This window comes from Streptomyces chumphonensis, from assembly GCF_014779715.1.
In the GTDB taxonomy this organism is placed as follows: Bacteria; Actinomycetota; Actinomycetes; order Streptomycetales; family Streptomycetaceae; genus Streptomyces; species Streptomyces chumphonensis.
Window position 1 is genome coordinate 290014 of the sequence record NZ_JACXYU010000003.1, and the last position, 22252, is coordinate 312265.

The window sequence follows — 22252 nt, forward strand, 5'->3', positions numbered from 1 at the left end:
CCTCCTCCGATCGACTGGGTGTACAGCACGTGCGATTTCTCAACGACCAGCGGCCCCCGTACGACCTGACGTATGACGACGTCTTCATGGTCCCGAGCCGCTCGGCGGTCGGCTCCCGGCAGGCCGTGGACCTCTCCAGCCCCGACGGCAGCGGGACGACCGTCCCCCTCGTCGTCGCCAACATGACGGCCATCGCGGGGCGGCGGATGGCGGAGACGGTCGCCCGGCGCGGCGGCCTCGTCGTCATCCCGCAGGACATCCCCCTGGACGTCGTGACCGAGGTGATCTCCTGGGTCAAGCGGCGCCACCTCGTCCTGGACACGCCCATCGTGCTCGCGCCCAACGCGACCGTGGCCGACGCGCTCTCGCTGCTGCCCAAGCGGGCGCACGGCGCGGGCGTCGTCGTCGACGCCGAGAGGCGTCCCGTCGGCGTGGTCACCGAGGCGGACCTCGCCGGCGTGGACCGGTTCACCCAGCTCAGCCAGGTCATGACCCGTGACCTGCTGCTCCTGGACGCCGGCCTCGACCCGCGCGACGCGTTCAACCGCCTGGACGCGGCCCACCGCCGGCTCGCCCCCGCCGTGGACGCGGACGGCCGACTCGTCGGCGTGCTCAGCCGCAAGGGCGCCCTGCGCGCCACGCTCTACACGCCCGCCACCGACGACCAGGGGCGGCTGCGCGTCGCCGCCGCCGTCGGCATCAACGGGGACGTGGCCGGGCGCGCCCGGGCCCTGCTGGACGCCGGGGTGGACACGCTCGTGGTGGACACCGCCCACGGGCACCAGGAGGGCATGCTGGAGGCGCTGCGCTCGGTCCGCGCGCTCGCTCCCCGGGTTCCGGTGGTGGCGGGCAACGTCGTCGCGGCGGAGGGCGTGCGCGACCTCGTCGAGGCCGGGGCGGACATCGTCAAGGTCGGCGTCGGGCCGGGGGCGATGTGCACGACCCGCATGATGACGGGCGTGGGACGCCCGCAGTTCTCGGCCGTGCTGGAGTGCGCCGCGGAGGCGCGCAGGCTGGGCAAGCACGTCTGGGCCGACGGCGGCGTCCGGCATCCGCGTGACGTGGCCATGGCCTTGGCGGCCGGGGCCTCGAACGTCATGATCGGCTCCTGGTTCGCCGGGACGTACGAGTCCCCGGGCGACCTCCAGCAGGCCGCCGACGGTCGGCTGTACAAGGAGTCCTTCGGCATGGCCTCCGCGCGGGCGGTCCGCAACCGCACGGCGGAGGAGTCCGCCTACGACCGGGCGCGCAAGGGCCTCTTCGAGGAGGGCATCTCGCACTCGCGCATGTTCCTCGACCCCGCGCGGCCGGGCGTGGAGGACCTGATCGACTCGATCATCGCGGGTGTGCGGTCGTCCTGCACCTACGCGGGCGCCGACTCCCTGGCGGAGTTCGCCGAGCGGGCGGTCGTCGGCGTCCAGAGCGCCGCGGGGTACGCCGAGGGCAAGCCCCTGCACGCCAGCTGGAGTTGATCCGGACCGGTGCCTCGGGGCCGGGAGCCGCGCGGCTCCCGGCCCCGAGGCGCTCCGTTACCACAAGAATCCGCGCAGGGGAAGTAAACGAACGCACGAGGTAGGGTGTTCCCGCGCAACGAATCGGCACGGGTGCGCAAGGATCACGCATTACGTGCCGACATGTCCCGGTCCTAGAGTCGGGCGCTGTACGAGGAGTGGCGGAGACCGCCTGCTCGACGGTCTCAGTCGCTGTGTGACGCGCCCCCACCGGGTGCGGGCCTGAGCCGTGCCGGTCTCCCGCCGCGAACCCGCATCACATGGCAAGGAGCCCACCCGTGCTGGACCGATCCGCAGCGTCCTCCGCACCACCGACCGGGATGTCCCGGTTCATGCGGCGCAAGCCCGTGGAACGACTGGTCGCCGAGACCGGCCGCGGGAGTGGCGGAGAGCTGCGCCGCACGCTGACCATGTGGCAGCTCACCATGATCAGCATCGGTGCCACGCTCGGCACGGGCATCTTCGTCGTGCTCGGCGAGGCCGTCCCCGACGCCGGGCCCGCCGTGACGATCTCCTTCGTCATCGCGGGCCTGACGGCCCTGTTCTCCGCTCTGTCCTACGCCGAGCTGGCCGGCACGATCCCCGCCTCCGGCTCCTCGTACTCCTACTCCTACGCCACCATGGGCGAGCTGGTGGCCTGGATCTGCGGCCTGTGCCTGATCCTGGAGTACGGCGTCTCCGTGGCGGCCGTGGCCGTCGGCTGGGGCCAGTACCTCAACGAACTGCTCGACGGCACGATCGGTGTCACCATCCCGGCGGCGCTGTCGAACCCGCCCGGCGACGGCGGCTACTTCAACCTCCCCGCCCTCTTCGTCGTGGTCCTGGCCATGGCGTTCCTCATGGGCGGCGCCCGGGAGAGCGCCCGGGTCAACTCGATCATGGTGGTCGTGAAGATCGGCGCGCTCCTGCTCTTCTGCGCCGTCGCCTTCACCGGCATCCGCGCCGGCAACTACGAGCCCTTCATGCCGCTCGGCATGGCCGGTGTCAGTGCCGCCGGCGCCTCCCTGTTCTTCTCCTACATCGGCTTCGACGCCGCCTCGACCGCCGGTGAGGAGGCGAAGAACCCGCAGCGCGACCTGCCCCGCGCGATCATGCTGTCCCTGCTCATCGTCACCGCGCTGTACGTGATGGTCGCCGCCGTCGCCGTGGGCGCCGTCCCGTGGGAGAGCTTCGAAGGCTCCGAGGCCGCGCTCGCCGGCGTCCTCAGCGACGTCACCGGTCAGGACTTCTGGGCCACGATCCTCGCCGCGGGGGCCGTCGTCGCCATCGCCAGCGTCGTCCTCGCCGTCCTCTACGGCCAGACCCGCATCCTCTTCGCCATGTCCCGGGACGGCCTGGTGCCCCGGGTCTTCTCCAAGGTGCACCCCCGCACCGGCACGCCGCGCGCCAACACCTTCCTGGTCTCCGCCTTCTGCGGAATCCTGGCCGCCGCGATCCCGCTCGGGGAGCTGGCCAACGCGACGAGCATCGGCACGCTGTTCGCCTTCGGCCTGGTCAACGTCGCCGTCATCGTGCTGCGCCGCACCCGCCCCGACATGCCGCGCGGCTTCCGGGTCCCGCTCTCGCCGCTCGTCCCGCTGCTGGGCCTCGGCTTCTGCCTGTACAACATGCTGAACCTGCCCGCCGTCACCTGGCTCGTCTTCGGTCTCTGGATGGCCGCCGGCCTCGTGTTCTACTTCCTCTACGGGCAGCGCCGCGCCACGCTGGCGAACGAGCCCGCCACGCCTCCCGTGCCGAGTGAGAAGTGACCCGACCCCCGTGCGACTGAACGAACTCGACGAACGTATCGTCCACGCCCTCGCCGAGGACGCCCGCCGCTCCTACGCCGACATCGGCGCGGAGGTCGGGCTCTCCGCCCCGGCCGTGAAGCGGCGGGTGGACCGGCTCCGCGCCGACGGCGCCATCACCGGCTTCACGGTGCGGGTGGACCCGGCCGCGCTCGGCTGGGAGACGGAGGGGTTCATCGAGATGTACTGCCGCCACAACACCTCACCCGAGGACATCCGGCGGGGCCTGTCGCGCTACCCGGAGGTGGCGTCCGCGTCCACGGTCACCGGCGACGCGGACGCCGTCGTCCAGGTCTTCGCCTCCGACATGCGCCACTTCGAACGCGTGCTGGAGCGCATCGCGGGGGAGCACTTCGTGGAGCGCACGAAGTCCGTGCTGGTGCTCTCGCCCCTGCTGCGCCGCTACTCGGCCGGCTCCCCGACCTGAGGCGGGTACGAGGGGGACGGCCGGCCACCTCGGGCGGCACCGTCCCCCTTCCCGCGGCTCAGGACGCGTCGGGGCCGCGCCGGTGGGGTGGCCCGTGGTGCTCGGAGAGGATCGTGAGGAGGCGGGTGAGCTCGTCCCGCTGGACGTCCGTGAGGGGGGGCGAGCAGCTCGCGCTGCGCGTCGGCGACCAGCACGGCGAAGTGCCACTTGTGCGCGCCCTCGGTGGCCAGGCGCCCGGTCACGAAGCGCTCGGCGGCGCCCGGTCGGTGCGACCGCTGGCCGAGCGGCTCTACGACATCAGGCACTGGTCGGAGTTCGAGCGCGGCGGACACTTCGCCGCCATGGAGGTCCCCGAACTGCTCGCGGCGGACGTCCGGGCCTTCTTCCTCACCCGCCGTGCCCCGGAGGCGGCCGGTGTCGCCCGCTGAACAACGGTCGCCCGCGCAGCCACGCGCCTTCGGATCGACGGCGAGCGCAACAGATCGCCGTCGATAGCCGGGAAGGCGCAACGAAGTCACCGTGGATGCGCAAGGACGGCGCCTTGTCCGCTCCACGCCCGCGACCGTACCGTCGAAGCGACCCCCTGCAAGGCCCCGTCGCACGCCCGTGAGGTCCCATGACGTCCCTGCGCATCGCGCTGTACCAAGGCCCCGGCGGCATCCCCGCCCCCGGGGAGAGCCTTGCCGCGTTCGCCCGGGCGGCCGGGCGCGCGGCGGCGGCCGGGGCCCGTCTGCTCGTCACCCCCGAACTGTCCCTGACCGGCTACGCCCTCGGGAACGACGTCGCCGAAGCGGCCGAGCCCGCCGACGGTCCCTCCGCCGAGGCGGTCGGCGCGATCGCCGCCGAGCACGGCCTGGCCATCCACTACGGCTACCCCGAGCGCGACGGCGACGCCGTCTACAACGCCGTGCGCCTCGTCGCCCCCGACGGTGCCCCGCTGGCCGGCTACCGCAAGACGCACCTGTTCGGCGCCTACGAGAAGGCGTGCTTCCGGCCCGGCCCGGTCGCGGACGCCGTCGTCCAGGCCGAGCTCGACGGCGTCCGCATCGGACTGCTGACGTGCTACGACGTCGAGTTCCCCGAACCCGTACGGGCGCACGCCCTGGCCGGGAGCGAGCTGCTGCTCGTCCCCACCGCCCTGATGCGCCCCTACGAGATCGTGCCGCGGTCCGTGGTGCCCGTACGGGCCTGGGAGAACCAGATCTACATCGCCTACGCCAACCGCCACGGCGTCGAGGGCGACTTCGCCTTCGCCGGGATGAGCTGCCTGGCGGCCCCCGACGGCACCGTCCGCGCCCGCGCCGGAAGCGGAGAGGACCTGATCGTGGCGGACGTCGACACCGCCTTCCTGGGGGCCTCCCGGGCCGAGAACACCTACCTCGCCGACCGCCGCCCCGAGCTGTACACGTCCCTGTCCCCGCAAGGAGAACCGCGCCGATGACCTCCACCGTGCCCGCCGCCGTCCACGACGAGCAGCACGCCGAGGCCCAGTCCACGCCGCCCATCACCATGTTCGGCCCGGACTTCCCCTTCGCCTACGACGACTACCTGGCCGGGCCCGCCGGGCTGGGACAGGTCCCGGCCACCGAGCACGGCACCGAGGTCGCCGTCGTCGGCGGCGGCCTGTCCGGGATCGTCACCGCCTACGAGCTGATGAAGATGGGGCTGCGGCCCGTCGTCTACGAGGCCGACCAGATCGGCGGGCGGCTGCGCACCACCGACTTCGCGGGCTCCGACGACGGCACCGGCACGCCGCTCAACGCCGAGATGGGCGCCATGCGCTTCCCGCCGTCCTCGACGGCCTTCCAGCACTACGTCGACCTCGTCGGGCTCCGGACCACACCGTTCCCCAACCCGCTCGCCCCCGACACCCCCTCGACCGTCGTGGACCTCAAGGGCGAGAGCCACTACGCCCGCACCGTGGACGACCTGCCCGAGGTCTACCACCAGGTCATGGACGCCTGGAACGCCTGCCTGGAGGAGGGCGCCGACTTCTCCGACATGCAGCGCGCCATCCGGGAGCGCGACGTGCCGCGCATCCGGGAGATCTGGTCCCGGCTCGTGGAGAAGCTGGACAACCAGACGTTCTACGGCTTCCTGTGCGACTCGGAGGCGTTCGGCTCCTTCCGGCACCGGGAGATCTTCGGCCAGGTCGGCTTCGGCACCGGCGGCTGGGACACCGACTTCCCCAACTCCATCCTGGAGATCCTCCGCGTCGTCTACACCGGGGCCGACGACGACCACCGCGGCATCGTCGGCGGCAGCCAGCAGCTGCCCCTGCGGCTGTGGGAGCGCGAACCGGACAAGCCGGTGCACTGGCCGAAGGGCACCTCGCTCGCCTCGCTGCACGGCGGTGACCCCCGGCCCGCCGTCACCCGGCTGTACCGCACCGCCGGCAACCGCATCACCGTCACCGACGCGCACGGCGACATCCGCACCTACAAGGCGGCCGTCTTCACCGCCCAGTCCTGGATGATGCTGTCGAAGATCGACTGCGACGACGCCCTGCTGCCCATCGACCACTGGACGGCCGTCGAGCGCACGCACTACATGGAGTCGTCCAAGCTGTTCGTCCCCGTCGACCGGCCGTTCTGGCTGGACACCGACGAGCAGACCGGCCGGGACGTGATGAGCATGACGCTCACCGACCGCATGACCCGGGGCACCTACCTGCTGGACAACGGGCCGGACCGGCCCGCCGTCATCTGCCTGTCCTACACCTGGTGCGACGACAGCCTGAAGTGGCTCCCGCTCGACGCGAACGAACGCATGGAGGTGATGCTCAAGTCGCTGCGCGAGATCTACCCGAAGGTCGACATCCGCAAGCACATCACCGGCAGTCCGATCACCGTCTCCTGGGAGAACGAGCCGTACTTCATGGGCGCGTTCAAGGCCAACCTGCCGGGCCACTACCGGTACCAGCGGCGGTTGTTCACCCACTTCATGCAGGACCGCCTTCCCGCCGACAAGCGGGGCCTCTTCCTCGCCGGGGACGACATCTCCTGGACGGCCGGCTGGGCCGAGGGCGCCGTGCAGACCGCGCTCAACGCCGTCTGGGGCGTCATGCACCAGCTCGGCGGTGCCACCGACCCCACCAACCCGGGCCCGGGCGACGTCTACGACGCGATCGCCCCGGTGGAGCTGCCGGAGGACTGAGCGGCCCCGCGTGCCGGGGTCCCGCCGGCGGGTGGGGACCCCGGCACGGCTCCGCCTACCGGCGGGTACTACCCTTGGCTCGTTTTGTTCGGTCGGTGGGTGGAGCACGCACGATGCGCCTCGGAGTGGGTTGGACACTGCACGGAGACGGGCGCAGCCCGGCGCCGGGCGCCGTCGTACGGCCGGACGAGCGGCTGTCGTGGTGGCGCACCCTCGGGCTCGGCGCGCAGCACGTCGTGGCGATGTTCGGCGCCACGTTCGTCGCCCCCGTCCTGATGGGCCTGGACCCGAACCTGGCCGTCATGGTCTCGGGCGTGGCGACGATCTTCTTCCTGCTGGTCACCCGGGGCGCGGTCCCGAGCTACCTGGGCAGCAGCCTGTCGTTCGTCGGCGTCGCGGCGATCATCGCCGCCGAGGGCGGCACACCCGCCACACTGACCGGCGCGCTGCTGGTCGTCGGCGTGGTGCTGCTCGCCGCCGGACTCGTCGTCCGGGCCCTGGGCGCGCGGGTCGTGCACGCCGTCCTCCCCCCGGTCGTGACCGGCGCCGTGGTGATGCTGATCGGATTCAACCTCGCCCCCGTCGCGGCCGGGACGTACTGGCCCCAGGACCAGTGGACGGCCCTGGCCACCCTGCTGTTCACCGGGTTCGCCCTGGTCGCGCTCCGGGGCTTCTGGAGCCGCGTCGCCATCTTCCTCGGACTCGTCTTCGGGTACGTCCTGTCCTGGGGGCTGGACCGCGTCCTCGGCCGCATCACCTCCCCGACCGGCTCCGGCGAGACCACCGCGCACTGGCGACTCGACCTCTCCGCCGTGGCGGAGGCCGAATGGATCGGCCTGCCGACGCTGCACGCGCCGGGGTTCGAGCTCTCGGCCGTACTCGTGGCGCTGCCCGTCGTCGTCGCGCTCATCGCGGAGAACGCCGGGCACGTCAAGGCCGTGGGGGAGATGACCGGCGACCCGCTGGACGACCGCATGGGCACCGCCATCGCCGCCGACGGCGCGGCCACCGTGCTGTCCACCTCGGTGGGCGGCCCGGCCACCACGACGTACGCCGAGAACATCGGCGTCATGGCCGCCTCCCGCGTCTACTCCACGGCCGCCTACTGGGCGGCGGCGGGCTTCGCGATCCTCTTCGGCCTCTGCCCCAAGTTCGGCGCCGTGGTCGCGGCCGTCCCCGGCGGGGTCCTCGGGGGCATCACGGTCATCCTCTACGGCATGATCGGCCTGCTCGGGGCGAAGATCTGGATCGAGAACGGCGTCGACCTCGGCAACCCCGTCAACCTCGTCCCGGTCGCGGCCGGCGTCATCGTGGGCATCGGGAACGTCACGCTGGAGTTCACCGACGCCTTCTCCCTCAGCGGCATCGCCCTCGGCACGCTGATCGTCCTGATCGGCTACCACGCCCTGCGCCGGCTCGCCCCACCCCACCTGCGCGAGGGCGGAGCCCTGTTCGACGCCACGGCCCCCGGCGCCTCCGGCCCGGAGAGCCCGCCCTCCCGCTCCTGACCGGACGCCCCCTCGCGCCGGATCGGAGGAGTCGGCAAGGGCGGTGCACGGCCACGGCCGATGCCATGGCGGGAGGCCGACCGGCATGCCGAGCCCGGAGGGACGACGGCTTCCGAGGTGTGCGTGTGCACGAGAAGCGCTACCGCATCGTACGCAAGAAGGCTCCGTCGGACACACAACAGCGGGTACCGGCCCTCCGGTGGTGTCCGCGCACGATCGGTTCGCCCGGGGGTAGGTACCGGTCCGCCGCGGTGGGTGCCGCGGTGTGTGCCCCAAGGAGAACAAGGAGATCCATGGCCACTGTGACGACGTCGGCGACCTGGCAGCCCGAGCCCCGGGACCGGGTGTTCGACGGTATGAGGGGGGCGGGGACCGACCGCGTCGCCTGGGGAGCGCCCGACGGCGAGAACCGCGAGACCGGTTACGGCTTCACCGGACACACCACCGAAGCGCTCCTGGACGGCCACGAGTTCACGGTGGGCACGATCACCTACGACAACTACCTGCGCGAGCCGGGCGGCGGTCAGCGGTATCACACGTGCACCCTGCGCCTGACGGTGCGGCTGTCCGTGCAGGGAGGCCCGGAGGCCGAGTTCACCTTCGCCCTCACGCACTACTCCTTCGGGGACGACGAACGCGACGTCCCCGACACGCTGAACCTGCCGTTGCCCTTTCCCGGCGGTGAGACCCTCACGCTCGGCGGCGTCCCCTACACTCTCGTCCTCGCGGGCTTCCCGGCGACGGACGACGGACCACCGGCCAACACGACCAGCGGCCCCGAGGGCCGGACCACCACGGTCGATCTGCTCGGCATGCTGGTGCGCCGGGACCGGCCGGACATCGCCATCCGCTCGGTGCACCACAAGGGCGAGACCGGACGCCCCCAGGACGGCGAGTACATCGAGATCGTCAACCGCAGCGGAGCGATGGTCCCCGTCGCGGGATGGACGATCAACGCCGGCGACACCGGCCAGGACTACACCTTCCCCACCGGCTACCTCGCCCCCGCACGGACCGTCCGGGTCTACACCTCCGACCAGCAGCAGCCGCCCGGCTGGTACGGCCTCACCTTCAACAGCAACCGCCCCATCTGGAACGACAAGGGCGACGTCGCCGAGCTGCGCGACGCGAGCGGCACCCTCCGCGCCCGGTACGCCTACGGCAACGCCGCCGACTGAACGGTCGGGCGCCGTGTGCCCGTGACCGCACCGGGCGTCCCCCGCGGGGGCCCGGCGCAGAGCAGGGCGGGAAGAGGTCCTGTGGCGACGTGAGGTGGGGGCGCCGACGCCGGCGCTCCCACCCGGCATCACCCACGCCCTTCGGGGCGGACCCGGAACACCCGGTTCCGCAGAACCGGGTTGCTCACCTCGGGTCGGGTCCGCTGATGCGGGCGGGCGCTCCGTCGACGGGCACGGGGGCGGTCTTGGGGGTGGCGGAGGCCGAGCGGAGCACGCCCGCGCCGAGGACCAGGCCGAACGCCAGCAGGGTGACCAGGCCGAAGGAGACGGTGAGGGAGCTGACCTCGGCGACGGAACCGATCGCCGAGGGCGCGATCAGGCCCGAGGTGTAGGTGATCGTCGCCACTCCGGCGATGGACTGGCTCGGGGCGGGGCCGCTACGGGCCGCGGCGGCGAAGGCCAGCGGCACGACGACGGCGATGCCGAGCCCGAGCAGCCCGAAGCCGCCCAGCGCCGCCGCGGGTCCGGGGGCGGTGACGACCAGGGCGCCGCCCAGCGTGGCCAGCACCCCGCCCGCCCGCACGGTGCGCACCGGGCCGAAGCGCTCCACGACCGCGTCCCCGGCGAACCGGGCCACCGCCATCGTGCAGGCGAACGCCGTCGTGGAGGCGGCGGCGACGCCGGCGGAGGTGCCGAGCACGTCCCGCAGGTAGACGGCGGACCAGTCGAGGCTGGCCGCCTCGGCGAAGACGGCGCAGAAGCCGACGGCGCCGATGACGAGCGCGGAGCGCGGCGGCAGCGTGAAGCGCGGCGGGGGGTGCTCGTCCGGGGTGCTGCGGACGTCCAGCACGCCCTGGCAGGCGAGTGTGCCGAGCGCCGTCAGCACGACGGCCGCCAGACCGAGGTGCACCCGGGCGTCCGTGCCGGCGGTGGCCGCGAGGGTGCCGGCCGCCGACCCGAGCAGGGCGCCCGCGCTCCACATGCCGTGCAGGCCGGACATGACCGACCGGTGAAGGCGCCGCTCGACCTCCACGCCGAGGGCGTTCATGGCCACGTCCGACATGCCGGCCGTCGCGCCGTAGCAGAAGAGCGCGGCACACAGCGTGAGAAGGCCGGGGGAGAGGGCCGGGAGGACGAGGGAGGCCGTCCACAGGGCCAGCAGGCCGCGCAGCGCGTTCCGGGACCCGAACCGGTGGCTGATCCGTCCGGCCAGGGGCATCGCGACCGACGCCCCGATCGCGGGGAAGGCCAGGGCGAGGCCGAGTTGTCCGGCGGTGAGGCCCGCGTGGTCCTGGATCCACGGCACGCGCGTGGCGAAGCTGCCGGTCACCGCGCCGTGCACGGCGAAGACGGCCGCCACGGCCAGGCGCGCCCGGCGCAGCCGGTCGTCCCGGCCGCCGGGCCCTCGGGGGCCGACGTCCCCGGGGTCGTTCACCGTGTCCGCTCCGTTCGCTCCCGCCATGGGGGACAGCCTCCCGGACAAAGTGCCCGCACGTCGAACGCATGGCGCGGTCCGGTGGCGCGCGACCGTACGTCGCGCGGCACCGGACCGCTGTCGGGGAGGGGTGTCAGCAGGCGCCCAGGTCCTCCCAGACGCCCCACTGGCCGGTGGTGCCGGGCTCGTCGCCCTGCGTCCACCACTTGGCCCGCCAGGTGTGGCCGGCGTGCGAGACGGTGTCGCCGCCGCCGTAGGTCTCGCCGGAGGCCCACGCCGGGACGGTGCACTCGCCGCCGCCACCGCCGCCGTTGTCGCCGCCGCCGTCACCACCGCCCGTTCCGCCGCCCGGGTTGCCGGGCGTGGTGCCGCGGGCGTGGTCGCCGGGGATGGCGTAGTCGGTGCCGTTGACCTTCACGGTCCAGTTGGACGGCGTGGACACCGGCAGGTAGTAGACGAAGTCGACGGTCACGGTCGCCCCCGGGGCCACGGACTGCCAGCCCGGCAGCTTGAGCGAGACGCGGTGGTACTTGCCGTCGAGGCCGCCCACGTTGCCGTTGCGGGTGTGGTCACTGCTCACGATGGAGGTGCCGAACCCGGACTGGTCCTTGGCGTTGCCGGGTGCGGAGGTCGCGTAGTCGAACTGGAACTCCGTGCCGCCCGGCAGGGTGACGTCGGAGTTGTTCGTGATGCGCATCTTCGGGCTGATCGGGTAGTTGGAGTCGCCGAGGGGGAAGTCCGTGAAGGCGACGTCCACGTCGATCGTCTCCGTCGGCATGGCCCGGGTGGCGCGCTCGGCGCCGTAGGGGGTGGCCGCCTTGAAGGCGTCGTACATGATCGTGGTGAGCGTGTCGCCCGTCTCGTACTGGCCCTTGGCGGCGTTCCAGGCGTAGTCGCCGGCGAGCTCCCACATCATGGTGCCGCCGATGCCCTGGTCCACGACGTACTGCGCCTTGGCGCGCACGGACTGCTCGTCCTCGGTGGCCAGGAAGACGCGCTTCTGGGCGTTCCACAGCCAGGGCGACTCCATCGTGTTGCTGTACTTGCGCGCGTAGGAGCCCGTCAGGCTGAAGTCGGCGGGGAAGCCGTACTGGGTGACGTAGTCGCCGACGATGCCCTCTTCGAGGTTCTTGGCGTGCCACATCGGGTTGGAGCCGGCGGGCGACTCGACGCCCTCGGTGTCCAGGTCGTGCCACAGGTTGTCGATGCCGGAGGCGCCGTCACCGCACTTGGTGAGTCCGGAGCCGGCCGGGCAGTTCGAGCTGGGCGCCTTGCCCCACAGACCGTCGGTGCCGCCGGTGACGTTCTTCCAGCCCCGCGTGTAGTAGGGCAGACCGATGTTGATGCGGCCGGCGGGCATGGACCCGCGGAAGTAGTGGTAGGCCCAGTCGGTGTTGAGGTAGCCGATGCCGCCGTACTGACCGGTGGTGTAGACCCCGGCCGCCGCCAGCTCGCCGTCCTTGCCGTCGTCGTACAGGGCGGCGTTCGGGCCCACGTACTCGTTCCAGGCGCCGTGCAGGTCGTAGGACATGATGTTGACGTAGTCCAGGTACTTCGCCGTCTGGTACGTCTCCATGCCGCGCAGCAGGTAGCCGGAGGAGGGCGCGGCCACGGTGAGGAGGTAGTGCTTGCCGTCGGCGGCGCCGGCGCGGTCGAGCTTCTCGCGCAGCGTCTTCATCAGGGCCGCGTACCCGGCGTTCAGGCCCGCGCGGCGCGGGTTGGCGATCGACCAGTCCAGCGGGTTGCCGGCGTCCTTCATGGAGGTCGCGTACTCGTAGTCGATGTCCACGCCGTTGAAGCCGTACTCGCGGATGAAGGACACCGCGGAGTCGGCGAAGGTGTTGATGCCCGCCTGGTTGACGGAGCCGTCGGCGTTGGTGGCCATCGAGTAGAAGCCGCCGGAGTCCACCCGCGTGCCGTCGGGGCCGAAGTAGCCGCCGGTCTCGGCCCAGCCGCCCACCGAGACCAGGGTCTTGACCTGCGGGTGCTGCTTCTTGAACTTGTTGAGCTGGTTGAAGTGGCCCTTGTAGGGGAACGCGGGGTCCATCTCGGCGCCGTCGACGCCCGGCCAGGTCATGCCGGTGGCCGGGTTCCCGGGGCTGTCGGGGCCCACCGACAGCTTGTTGGCGCTGTCGACGTGCGCGAAGGCGTAGTTCAGGTGGGTGACCTTGTCCCACGGGATGTCGTCGGCGAGGTAGGCGTCGCGGCCGTTCTCGCCGGTGCGCCAGCTGGTGAAGTAGCCGATGACGCGGCGCTGGTGGTCGGCGCCCATCTTCTCGCGGCCGGCGCTGTCGTAGACGGTGCAGTAGGGGACGTCGACACCGGGTGTGGTGTAGAGGCCGTCCGGTCGGCAGGACTGCTGGTCCTGGGCCTGAGCGGGGGTTGCGGAGAGCGTCCCGAACAACAGCCCGGCGACCGCCGTCGCGGCGGCCGCGAGTGTCACTCTCGCGCGGGTTCTGGGCAACACGGTGTGTCCTCCTGGTGAGGGCAGGCGGATGGGAGGCGGGGGGTGAGTGGTGCCTGGTCCGGGGCGTGCGCACACTCCGGACCGCTCCTCGGAGGTGTCGCAAACGTAAGAGGACTAGACCAGTGCGTCAATAGGTCTGTACCAATCAGTGAAATCTGGTCGGCGGCACGCCCGTTGGGATCGCCGGGACCCGTCCTGGCGGCGGACCGGGCGTCCGCTGTGAGTCACTCCACAGCGGGCGCCGAGTCTGCCGCGAGGGGATGCGTGGCAGACTGGACGCGTACACGTGACGTCAGCGCACTCCGGGGTCGGTGCAATTCCGAACCGGCGGTTACAGTCCGCGACCCGTCCGCCGCCAGCGGCCGGTTGACCAGGTGAAACTCCTGGACCGACGGTGAAAGTCCGGATGGGAGGCAGTGCGCGGCGGGCAGAGGTGCAGCGGATCGCCGCGTCGTACCCGCCCCTGTGAGGGGGGTGGCGTGCGGGCGTCGGGCGTCCGCCGGACCGGCCGTCCCGCCTGTTCCCTCCCACGCCCCGGAGTCCGCCCGCAGAGGCAGGAGAGACCCGGTGGCCACCGCAGCAGCCGCGCGCCGTGAACGCGACGCGATGCACCGCGCGATCGACCTCTCTCGCCGCGGTCTCGGTGCCACCAGCCCGAACCCCGTCGTCGGCTGCGTCGTCCTGGACGCCGCCGGGCGCATCGTCGGAGAGGGCTGGCACAAGCGGGCCGGCGGCCCGCACGCCGAGGTACACGCCCTGGCCGAGGCGGGGGACGACGCGCGCGGCGGAACCGCCGTCGTGACCCTGGAACCGTGCGACCACACCGGCCGCACGGGCCCCTGCGCACAGGCGCTCCTGCGCGCCGGCGTCGCCCGCGTCGTCTACGCCGTCGCCGACCCGAACCCCGTGGCGCGCGGCGGGGGCGCCACGCTGGCCGCCGCCGGGGTCGAGGTGGACGACGGGCTGCTGGCCGACGCGGCCGCGGACGTCAACGGCGCCTGGCTCACCTCCGTGCGCCTCGGCCGCCCCCTCGTGCACTGGAAGTACGCCGCCACGCTCGACGGCCGCATCGCCGCCGCCGACGGCACCAGCCGCTGGATCACCTCCCCCGAGGCGCGGGCCGACGTGCACCGGCTGCGCGCCGAGTCCGACGCCGTGCTCGTCGGCTCCGGCACGGCCGCCACCGACGACCCCCACCTCGCGGTGCGCGGCGTCCCCGGCGCCGTCCAGCCGCTGCGCGTCGTCGTGGACACCGAGGCCCGCGCCGTGCGGCCCGGCGCCCGCGTGCTCGACGACGCCGCCCCCACGCTCGTCGCCGTCGCCCCGGACGCCGACACGACCGGACTGGAGCCGCTCACCGAGATCCTGCGGCTGCCGCGCGGCCGGGACGGGCGCGGGCTGGACCCGGCCGCCCTCCTGGCGGCCCTGCACGCCCGCGACGTCCGCTCCGTCCTGCTGGAGGGCGGCGCCACCCTGGCCGGCGCCTTCGTCGCCGCCGGCCTCCTGGACCGGGTGACCGGCTACCTCGCCCCCGCGCTGCTCGGCGCGGGCCCGCAGGCGCTGTCCGACGCGGGAATCACGACGATCGCGCAGGCGCTGAGGCTGACGGTGACGGACACCGCCCGGCTCGGCCCGGACCTGCGCGTGACCGCCGCCGTCACCCGGACGGAGCAGCCCGCCGCCTCCGCCCCACCCGTCACCACCACCACGGAAACGACCACCCCACCCGCCACCGCACGCCGCACCGAGGAGCGCTGAGTGTTCACCGGAATCGTCGAAGAACTGGGCGAGGTCACCGCCATCGAGAACCTGGGCGACTCCTCCCGGCTCACCCTGCGCGGACCGCTCGTCACCAAGGACGCCGCGCACGGGGACTCGATCGCCGTCAACGGCGTGTGCCTGACCGTGGTCACCGTGCTCGACGGCGAGTTCACCGCCGACGTCATGGCCGAGACGCTGCGGCGCTCCGGTCTCGGAGCGCTCGACGTCGGCTCCCGGGTCAACCTGGAGCGGCCGATGGCCCTCGGCGGCCGACTCGGCGGCCACCTCGTCCAGGGCCACGTCGACGGCACCGGCACCATCGCCGCCCGCACCCCCGGCGAGCACTGGGAACTCGTGCGCGTCACCCTGCCGGCCCCGCTCGCGCGCTACGTCGTGGACAAGGGCTCGATCACGGTCGACGGCGTCAGCCTCACCGTCGTCGAGGCCGGAGCCGACTGGTTCACCATCAGCCTCATCCCCACCACGCTCGACCTCACCACGCTCGGGTTCAAACAGCCCGGCGAGCCGGTGAACCTGGAGGTCGACGTGCTGGCCAAGTACGTCGAGCGGCTGATGACCGCCGGCGGGGGGCCGGCCGGGGCGGGGGATCCACGGTGAGCCTCACCGGCGTGCTCGGCGCCCTCGACGACACGGCCTTCACCGTCCTCGGCCAGGACGTCATCTGGTCGGACATGACCGGCAACGTGCTCGGGCTGACCGCCCTCGCCCTGGGCTGGCGCCGCTCGGTGTGGACCTGGCCCGTGCAGGTGCTCTCCGGCGTCGTGCTCGTCGCGGCCTACCTCTCGGCCTCCCTGGCCGGGGGCGTCGGCAAGCAGATGCTGGTCGTCGTGGTGGGCCTGTGGGGGTGGCAGCGGTGGCGGGACGGCCGCCGGGAGACGGCGGACGGCCACATCGCCGTCCGCTTCGCCACGGGCCGCGAGCGCCTGCTGCTCCTCGCCGGAACGGCGCTGGGCACCGCCGCCGTCGGCGCGCTGTTCTCGGCCGTGCCCGAACTGTCCTGGAACCCCTGGCCGGACGCCTACATCTTCGTCGGCACCCTCGCCGCCATGGTCGCCCAGGCCCGCGGACTGGTCGAGTTCTGGTTCGCCTGGCTGCTGGTCGACATCGTCGGCGTGCCGCTCGCCTTCGCCAGCGGCCTCGCCTTCTCCGGCTTCGTCTACCTCGTCTATCTCGTCCTGGTCCTGTGGGGGCTGCGCGCCTGGTGGCTGCGTTCCCGCGACCAGACCGCGCCGGCCGCCCGGGCGGCGCGGGCAACGGAAGGAGTGGCCGTATGACCGCAACGTGGAGCTGGTCCGACGCGGCGGGCCCCGGGGCCCTCGTCGACGACCTCGCGCTCGACCCGGTCGAGAGGGCCGTCGCCGACATCGCGGCGGGCCGCCCGGTCGTCGTCGTCGACGACGAGGACCGGGAGAACGAGGGCGACCTCGTCGTCGCCGCCGAGAGGGTCACCCCCGAACTCGTCGCCTTCATGATGAACGAGTGCCGCGGCCTGATCTGCGTGCCCATGGAGGAGCCGGAGCTGGACCGCCTCGACCTGCCGCAGATGGTCGCGCGCAACACCGAGTCCATGAGCACGGCCTTCACCGTCTCCGTCGACGCGGCCCCCCGGCACGGCGTCACCACCGGCATCAGCGCCGCCGACCGGGCCACCACGATCCGGCTGCTCACCGACCCGGCCGCCGACGCGGACGACTTCGTCCGTCCCGGCCACGTCTTCCCGCTGCGCGCCCGCACCGGGGGCGTCCTCACCCGCCCCGGTCACACCGAGGCCGGGGTCGACCTCGCCCGGCTCGCCGGACTGCGCCCCGCCGCGGCCATCGTCGAGATCGCCGGTGAGGACGGCACGATGCTGCGGCTGCCCGAGCTGGTGCCGTTCGCCCGCAAGCACTCCCTGTCGATCATCTCCATCGAGGCGCTGATCGCCTACCGCCGGTCCCGCACCGACGCCGCCGCGCCCGTCGGGACGCCGCCGGCCGTCACCCGGGAGGCCGTGACCCGGCTTCCCACCGCCCACGGCCCCTTCCGCGCGCACGGCTACCGCTCCACGCTCGACGGCGTCGAGCACATCGCCCTCGTCGCCGGGGAGCTGGGCGACGGCGAGGACGTCCTGGTGCGCATGCACTCCGAGTGCCTGACCGGCGACATCTTCGGCTCCCAACGGTGCGACTGCGGGCCGCAGTTGGACGCCTCCCTGCGCCGGGTGCAGGAGGAGGGCCGGGGCGTGGTCGTCTACCTGCGCGGCCACGAGGGCCGGGGCATCGGCCTGCTCTCCAAGCTGCGCGCCTACGAGCTCCAGGAACGCGGCCGCGACACCCTCGACGCCAACCTCGAACTGGGGCTGCCCGCCGACGCCCGGGACTACGCCGCCGGGGCCCGGATGCTGGCCGACCTCGGCGTCCGCTCGGTGCGGCTGCTCACCAACAACCCGGCCAAGAGCGAGGCGCTCACCCGGCACGGGGTCGCCGTCACCGGGCGCGAACCCATGCCCGTCCAGGCCGGTGAGCACAACATCCGCTACCTGCGCACCAAGCGCGACCGCATGGGCCACGACCTTCCGTGGCTGGAGGAGCCGGCCATCTCCGCCTGCGGCACCCAGTAGCCCGGGGCCCGCCCCGGCACCACCGACCCCCCCCACCATCCGGTACCACCCCGTGAAGACGACCACCGGTTCCGCGCGGACCGAACAACCGAGGAGCACCACGTGAGCGGCAAGGGCGCACCCCAGCTGACCGTCAAGAACTGCGAGGACCTGCGGGTGGCCGTCGTGGCCGCGCAGTGGCACGAGCAGGTCATGGGCGGTCTCGTCGAGGGCGCCCTGCGCGCCCTCCGCGAGCTGGGCATCGACGAGCCGACGCTGCTGCGGGTGCCGGGCAGCTTCGAACTCCCCGTCGTCGCCAAGGTGCTGGCCTCCCGGGGCTACGACGCGGTCGTGGCGCTCGGCGTGGTCGTCCGCGGCGGCACCCCGCACTTCGACTACGTCTGCCAGGGCGTGACGGTGGGCCTCACCCAGGTCTCCGTGGAGACGGGTGTGCCCATCGGCTTCGGCGTGCTGACCTGCGACACCGAGGAGCAGGCCCTGGACCGCGCGGGCCTGCCCGGCTCCCGGGAGGACAAGGGCCACGAGGCCGTCACCGCCGCCGTCGCGACCGCCGCGACGCTCCGCACGGTCTCCGAGCCCTGGCGCTGACGCGGTCCGTGGGGAGGAAAAGTGCGCCGAACGTGCGGGCGGTGACATAGATCCGCACACCCGGTGCCGTCTGAAGGGGTGACCACGGCACACCGTGCGGCCGTAGCCGGTGACGAACAACGGCCGGCCGCCCACCCCTTCGAGGAGTCCTCACATGACCCGCACCGGACAGCGCGCCGCCCTCGCGGCCGTCGCCGCCCTCCTGCTCGCCGGGACCGCGACGGGGGCGGCCACCGCGGCCGCCCCCGCCACCGGGGAGGCGCGCCCCGCCCCGGCCGCCGCGAGCGGCGACGTCTCCGTCCTCGGCGGCCTGGAGGTCGAGGTCGTCCAGCCGTACGAGCCGGTGGAGATCTCCGACACCTGGCACATGGGTCTGCTCCCGGAAGGCCGGCAGAACCACGTCGTCACCCGGCCCGAGCGGTACGCGGCGGACATCGAGACCGCCAAGGGCTACGTCGGTGACGACATCCGGCCCGACAGCATGAGCCTCGGCGTGCAGTCCGAGTACGGCGAGGTCCGCCTGATCACCGGCGCCTGGCGGCTGGCCGAGGCCCCGCGCGAGATCCGGGTGACCTTCGAGGGCGATACGTTCTCCCACCTCGCGCAGATCGTGCGGCTGCCGGGCCGGCCCGGCTGGGGCACGTACTACTTCGACGCCGAGGGCTGGGGGCTGTCGAAGACGGCCTTCACCGTCGAGGGCGTCGACGCCGACGGAGAGGTCTTCGACGTCGTGGAGCACCGGCCCTGGCCGCAGGGCTGACGGTTCCTCCCGCCGGCCGGGCGCTGGGGGGCGCCCGGCCGGTCCGCGACGACCCATGGGACACGAGTGAAGAAGAGCGCGGAGGACGACTTCCGCAGGTTCGTCCACAGCCGCTGGCCACGTCTGCTGCGGACCGCCTACCTGCTCACCGGGCACCACCAGGACGCCGAGGACCTCGTCCAGGCCGCGCTGGCGCGGGCCTACACCCGCTGGGAGAAGGTGTGCGGCGCCCACGACCAGGACGCCTACGTGTGGCGCATCCTGATCAACACCAACGCCGACCGGCTGCGCCGCCGCCGGATCGGCGAGTGGCTCACCCACTGGCTGCCCGAGCGGCCCGCGGCCGACCGCGCGGACCAGGTGGTCGAGCGCAGCGTCCTGCTGGACGCCCTGCGCGCCCTGCCCGCCCGGCAGCGTGCGACCGTCGTCCTGCGCTACCTGGAGGACCGCAGTGAGGCGGAGGTCGCCGCGCTCCTGGGCACCGGCGTGGGCACCGTCCGCAGCCAGACGGCCCGGGCGCTGCGCAGACTGCGTGCCGAACTGCCCCGACTGACAGCGAGCGAGCGCGTATGACGCACCATCCGACGCACGAGGAGTCCACGGCCCGCGAGCTGGCCGCCGCACTGCGCCGCGAGGCGCACGAAGCGCCGACCGGGCCGGCCCCGGTGGAGGCCGTCGTCCGTGCGGGACGCGCCCGGCGGGCCCGCCGCCGGGCCGCGGCAGGTGGCGCGGTGCTCGCCGTCCTGGCGGTGCCCGCGCTGCTGTCCGCCTGGCCCGCCTCTCCGGGCCCGGCCCGGCCGGCCCCGGCCGCCTCCGCACCGTCCCCGCCGGCCCCCGTCCCCCGGCTGCACACCGTGGCGCCCCACGAGCCCGTCCCCGTCGCCGGGGGCCTGCGCCTGGCGCTCCTCCCGGAGGGCCGGCAGAACTACGTGCTGACGAGCCCCGGGTCCTTCGCCGCGGCTCTGGAATCGGCCCGTTCGGAGCACATGGGCACGAGCATCCGCCCACGCGGCATCAGCGGGGGCCACGCCTCCTCGGCGGCCGACGGCATCCACCGCGTGCACGGCGCCTGGCGGCTGCCCGAGCCGCCGGACCGGATCGAGCTGACGGCGGGCGGCCACACCGTCGAGGCCGACCTGTACACCCTCCCCGGCGAGCCGGGCTGGGGCGTGTACGTCGTCGACACCCGCTCCCTGCCCCGCTTCACCTCCTACACCGTCACCGCCTACGACGCGACGGGCCGTCCCTTCGACACCCTGGAGGCCGGGTCCTGACGCCCGCCCGCACCTGTGCGCACATCCAGAACCCGGACACGGTGCGCCCGCGCACCGGCGCACCCCGTAGGGTGAGCACCACCATGGCGAACAAGACATTCGACGAGCTCTTCGCCGAGCTGCAGCAGAAGGCCGCCACCGGCGACCCCTCCACCTCCCGCACCGCCGAGCTGGTCTCCGCCGGAGTCCACACCATCGGCAAGAAGGTCGTCGAAGAGGCGGCCGAGGTGTGGATGGCCGCCGAGCACGAGGGCGCCGAGCGCACCGCCGAGGAGATCTCCCAGCTCCTCTACCACCTCCAGGTGATGATGGTCGCGCGCGGCGTCACGCTCGACGACGTATACGCTCACCTCTGAACCGCACCCGTCCACCGCCGTCCCCACCCCACGAGTGAAGGAACCCCGCACCATGCTGCGCATCGCCGTCCCCAACAAGGGTTCACTGTCCGAGCCTGCGTCGGCGATGCTCCATGAGGCGGGCTACCGCCAGCGCAAGGACCGCCGTGAACTGGTCCTGGTGGACTCGGCCAACGACGTGGAGTTCTTCTTCCTGCGTCCCCGCGACATCGCCGTCTACGTCGGCTCCGGGAAGCTCGACATCGGCATCACCGGACGCGACCTCCTGCTGGACTCGGGCGCGCAGGCCGAGGAGATCCTCCAACTCGGCTTCGCCGGCTCCACGTTCCGCTACGCCACGCTGCCGGGCACGGCGACGGACGTCACCGAGTTCTGTGGCATGACGGTCGCCACGTCCTTCCCCGGCCTGGTCACGCGGCACCTGGCCGACCACGGCGTCGACGCCTCCGTGGTCCGGCTCGACGGCGCGGTGGAGACGGCCATCAAGCTCGGGGTGGCGCAGGTCATCGCCGACGTCGTGGAGACGGGCACCACGCTGCGCAACGCGGGACTGGAGATCATCAGCGAGCCCATCCTGCTCTCCGAGGCCGTCGTCATCCGGGGCCGGGGCACCGCGACCGACGACCCCAAGGTACAGCAGTTCCTGCGCCGCATGCAGGGCGTCCTGGTCGCCCGCAAGTACGTGATGATGGACTACGACATCCGCGCCGAGCACGTGGAGAAGGCCGTCGAGCTGACCCCGGGGCTGGAGTCGCCCACCGTCTCCCCGCTGCACGACAAGGGCTGGGTGGCCGTGCGCTCCATGGTTCCCGCGCGGGAGGCCCAGCGGATCATGGACGACCTCTACGACCTCGGCGCCCGCGCCATCCTCACCACGAACATCCACGCCTGCCGCGTCTAGGCGCCGCCCACGGCTCGCTCCACGGCTCGCACCACCTTCGAGGGAGAACCCGCCCGTGCCCCCCGCCGACGTACCCGGCCTGCCGGTGACCTTCCGCCCCCGCCGCAGCCGCGTCGTCCTGCTCGCGGTCGGCGTCGCGATGCTCGTCACCCTGACGGTCATCGCGCTGATCCTGGACCGGCTGGCGGCGGGGGAGCGGGCCAGCTTCATCGCCACCGGGCTGCTCGCCCTCGCGGTGATGTGGCTGCTGGCGCGCCCGCACGTCACGGCGGACGCCGACGGGGTCACCGTCGTCAACCTCACCCGCAGCAGGCGGCTGGAGTGGGCGGAGATCGTCGCCGTCAACCTGCGCTCGGGCGACCCGTGGGTCTACCTCGACCTCGCCGACGGCACGAGCCTGCCCGCCATGGGCATCCAGCCCGGCATCGCACGCGCCCAGGCCGTGCGGGACGCCGCCGCGCTGCGGTCGCTGACCGAGCGGTACGGCACCGGACGGGCCGGCGGACCCGAGGCCGGCTGACCC

The 22252-nt window shown here is 73.1% G+C and carries 21 protein-coding genes and 1 riboswitch; of the genes, 19 read left to right on the forward strand and 2 right to left on the reverse strand.

Features of this window, described 5'->3' with window-relative positions; genetic code table 11:
- Nucleotides 1-29: 29 nt before the first annotated feature.
- The 8 genes from IF129_RS09060 to IF129_RS09095 all read left to right on the forward strand — a co-directional run bounded on the left by IF129_RS09060 (nucleotide 30) and on the right by IF129_RS09095 (nucleotide 9567).
- The gene (locus IF129_RS09060; RefSeq protein WP_191209000.1) at nucleotides 30-1472 is read left to right on the forward strand and encodes a GuaB1 family IMP dehydrogenase-related protein; all 1443 of its coding nucleotides are present in this window, start codon (nucleotides 30-32) and stop codon (nucleotides 1470-1472) included.
- A gap of 359 nt (nucleotides 1473-1831) precedes the next feature.
- Nucleotides 1832-3259 carry an amino acid permease gene (locus tag IF129_RS09065; protein ID WP_224754688.1) on the forward strand — a complete coding sequence of 476 codons (1428 nt, stop codon included), beginning with the start codon at nucleotides 1832-1834 and terminating at the stop codon, nucleotides 3257-3259.
- A gap of 10 nt (nucleotides 3260-3269) precedes the next feature.
- Nucleotides 3270-3725 carry an Lrp/AsnC family transcriptional regulator gene (locus IF129_RS09070; protein ID WP_191209002.1) on the forward strand — a complete coding sequence of 152 codons (456 nt, stop codon included), beginning with the start codon at nucleotides 3270-3272 and terminating at the stop codon, nucleotides 3723-3725.
- Between the two features lie 125 nt (nucleotides 3726-3850).
- A complete protein-coding gene (locus tag IF129_RS27070) occupies nucleotides 3851-4153 on the forward strand; it encodes a hypothetical protein (protein ID WP_381480370.1) in 303 nt (100 codons plus the stop codon).
- 188 nt (nucleotides 4154-4341) lie between these two features.
- A complete protein-coding gene (locus tag IF129_RS09080; RefSeq protein WP_191209003.1) occupies nucleotides 4342-5166 on the forward strand; it encodes a carbon-nitrogen hydrolase family protein in 825 nt (274 codons plus the stop codon).
- A complete protein-coding gene (locus tag IF129_RS09085) occupies nucleotides 5163-6881 on the forward strand; it encodes a flavin monoamine oxidase family protein (RefSeq protein WP_191209004.1) in 1719 nt (572 codons plus the stop codon). Before IF129_RS09080 ends, IF129_RS09085 begins: the two co-directional genes overlap by 4 nt.
- A 113-nt stretch (nucleotides 6882-6994) precedes the next feature.
- The gene (locus tag IF129_RS09090; RefSeq protein WP_191209005.1) at nucleotides 6995-8389 is read left to right on the forward strand and encodes a uracil-xanthine permease family protein; all 1395 of its coding nucleotides are present in this window, start codon (nucleotides 6995-6997) and stop codon (nucleotides 8387-8389) included.
- A 293-nt stretch (nucleotides 8390-8682) separates the two neighbouring features.
- Nucleotides 8683-9567 carry a lamin tail domain-containing protein gene (locus IF129_RS09095; protein ID WP_191209006.1) on the forward strand — a complete coding sequence of 295 codons (885 nt, stop codon included), beginning with the start codon at nucleotides 8683-8685 and terminating at the stop codon, nucleotides 9565-9567.
- Nucleotides 9568-9751: 184 nt separating this feature from the next.
- On the opposite strand, the gene IF129_RS09100 is transcribed toward IF129_RS09095, so the two are convergent.
- Complete coding sequence (locus IF129_RS09100; protein ID WP_191209007.1) at nucleotides 9752-11029, reverse strand: MFS transporter; 1278 nt, start codon at nucleotides 11027-11029, stop codon at nucleotides 9752-9754.
- 106 nt (nucleotides 11030-11135) lie between these two features.
- Nucleotides 11136-13469 carry a chitinase C-terminal domain-containing protein gene (locus tag IF129_RS09105; RefSeq protein WP_191209008.1) on the reverse strand — a complete coding sequence of 778 codons (2334 nt, stop codon included), beginning with the start codon at nucleotides 13467-13469 and terminating at the stop codon, nucleotides 11136-11138.
- Between the two features lie 293 nt (nucleotides 13470-13762).
- Nucleotides 13763-13893: riboswitch (FMN riboswitch) on the forward strand.
- 143 nt (nucleotides 13894-14036) lie between these two features.
- On the opposite strand from IF129_RS09105, the gene ribD reads away from it, so the two are divergent.
- The 11 genes from ribD to IF129_RS09160 all read left to right on the forward strand — a co-directional run bounded on the left by ribD (nucleotide 14037) and on the right by IF129_RS09160 (nucleotide 22249).
- Nucleotides 14037-15227 (forward strand): bifunctional diaminohydroxyphosphoribosylaminopyrimidine deaminase/5-amino-6-(5-phosphoribosylamino)uracil reductase RibD, encoded by a 1191-nt coding sequence (gene ribD / locus IF129_RS09110; protein WP_191209009.1) that lies wholly within the window; start codon nucleotides 14037-14039, stop codon nucleotides 15225-15227.
- Entirely contained in the window at nucleotides 15228-15848 is a 621-nt protein-coding gene (locus IF129_RS09115; RefSeq protein WP_191209010.1) for a riboflavin synthase, read from the forward strand.
- Nucleotides 15845-16525: a nicotinamide mononucleotide transporter family protein gene (locus tag IF129_RS09120; protein WP_381480373.1), complete on the forward strand. Its 681-nt coding sequence runs from the start codon at nucleotides 15845-15847 to the stop codon at nucleotides 16523-16525. Before IF129_RS09115 ends, IF129_RS09120 begins: the two co-directional genes overlap by 4 nt.
- Nucleotides 16522-17850, forward strand: a complete 1329-nt coding sequence (locus tag IF129_RS09125; RefSeq protein WP_191209011.1) for a bifunctional 3,4-dihydroxy-2-butanone-4-phosphate synthase/GTP cyclohydrolase II — start codon at nucleotides 16522-16524, stop codon at nucleotides 17848-17850. Before IF129_RS09120 ends, IF129_RS09125 begins: the two co-directional genes overlap by 4 nt.
- Nucleotides 17851-17952: 102 nt before the next feature.
- A complete protein-coding gene (gene ribH / locus IF129_RS09130) occupies nucleotides 17953-18438 on the forward strand; it encodes a 6,7-dimethyl-8-ribityllumazine synthase (RefSeq protein ID WP_191209012.1) in 486 nt (161 codons plus the stop codon).
- Between the two features lie 154 nt (nucleotides 18439-18592).
- The gene (locus tag IF129_RS09135; RefSeq protein ID WP_191209013.1) at nucleotides 18593-19198 is read left to right on the forward strand and encodes a hypothetical protein; all 606 of its coding nucleotides are present in this window, start codon (nucleotides 18593-18595) and stop codon (nucleotides 19196-19198) included.
- Between the two features lie 66 nt (nucleotides 19199-19264).
- Nucleotides 19265-19771, forward strand: coding sequence for a SigE family RNA polymerase sigma factor (locus IF129_RS09140; protein ID WP_191209014.1), 507 nt, complete (start codon nucleotides 19265-19267; stop codon nucleotides 19769-19771).
- Nucleotides 19768-20472, forward strand: a complete 705-nt coding sequence (locus IF129_RS09145) for a hypothetical protein (protein ID WP_191209015.1) — start codon at nucleotides 19768-19770, stop codon at nucleotides 20470-20472. The genes IF129_RS09140 and IF129_RS09145 overlap by 4 nt, the downstream gene beginning before the upstream one ends.
- An 83-nt stretch (nucleotides 20473-20555) precedes the next feature.
- On the forward strand, nucleotides 20556-20828 hold the full coding sequence (locus IF129_RS09150; protein WP_191209016.1) for a phosphoribosyl-ATP diphosphatase: 273 nt from the start codon (nucleotides 20556-20558) through the stop codon (nucleotides 20826-20828).
- Between the two features lie 52 nt (nucleotides 20829-20880).
- On the forward strand, nucleotides 20881-21729 hold the full coding sequence (gene hisG / locus IF129_RS09155) for an ATP phosphoribosyltransferase (protein WP_191209017.1): 849 nt from the start codon (nucleotides 20881-20883) through the stop codon (nucleotides 21727-21729).
- A 55-nt stretch (nucleotides 21730-21784) separates the two neighbouring features.
- Nucleotides 21785-22249, forward strand: coding sequence for a PH domain-containing protein (locus tag IF129_RS09160; protein WP_318153636.1), 465 nt, complete (start codon nucleotides 21785-21787; stop codon nucleotides 22247-22249).
- Nucleotides 22250-22252: the final 3 nt, after the last annotated feature.

Bases quoted from the DNA above. Each gene is read 5' to 3' on its own strand.
- IF129_RS09065 (WP_224754688.1), top strand. From the start codon at position 1,832: ATGTCCCGGTTCATGCGGCGCAAGCCCGTGGAACGACTGGTCGCCGAG.
- IF129_RS09080 (WP_191209003.1), top strand. From the start codon at position 4,342: ATGACGTCCCTGCGCATCGCGCTGTACCAAGGCCCCGGCGGCATCCCC.
- IF129_RS09085 (WP_191209004.1), top strand. From the start codon at position 5,163: ATGACCTCCACCGTGCCCGCCGCCGTCCACGACGAGCAGCACGCCGAG.
- IF129_RS09090 (WP_191209005.1), top strand. From the start codon at position 6,995: ATGCGCCTCGGAGTGGGTTGGACACTGCACGGAGACGGGCGCAGCCCG.
- IF129_RS09095 (WP_191209006.1), top strand. From the start codon at position 8,683: ATGGCCACTGTGACGACGTCGGCGACCTGGCAGCCCGAGCCCCGGGAC.
- IF129_RS09100 (WP_191209007.1), bottom strand. From the start codon at position 11,029: ATGGCGGGAGCGAACGGAGCGGACACGGTGAACGACCCCGGGGACGTC.
- IF129_RS09125 (WP_191209011.1), top strand. From the start codon at position 16,522: ATGACCGCAACGTGGAGCTGGTCCGACGCGGCGGGCCCCGGGGCCCTC.
- IF129_RS09135 (WP_191209013.1), top strand. From the start codon at position 18,593: ATGACCCGCACCGGACAGCGCGCCGCCCTCGCGGCCGTCGCCGCCCTC.
- IF129_RS09145 (WP_191209015.1), top strand. From the start codon at position 19,768: ATGACGCACCATCCGACGCACGAGGAGTCCACGGCCCGCGAGCTGGCC.
- IF129_RS09150 (WP_191209016.1), top strand. From the start codon at position 20,556: ATGGCGAACAAGACATTCGACGAGCTCTTCGCCGAGCTGCAGCAGAAG.
- hisG (WP_191209017.1), top strand. From the start codon at position 20,881: ATGCTGCGCATCGCCGTCCCCAACAAGGGTTCACTGTCCGAGCCTGCG.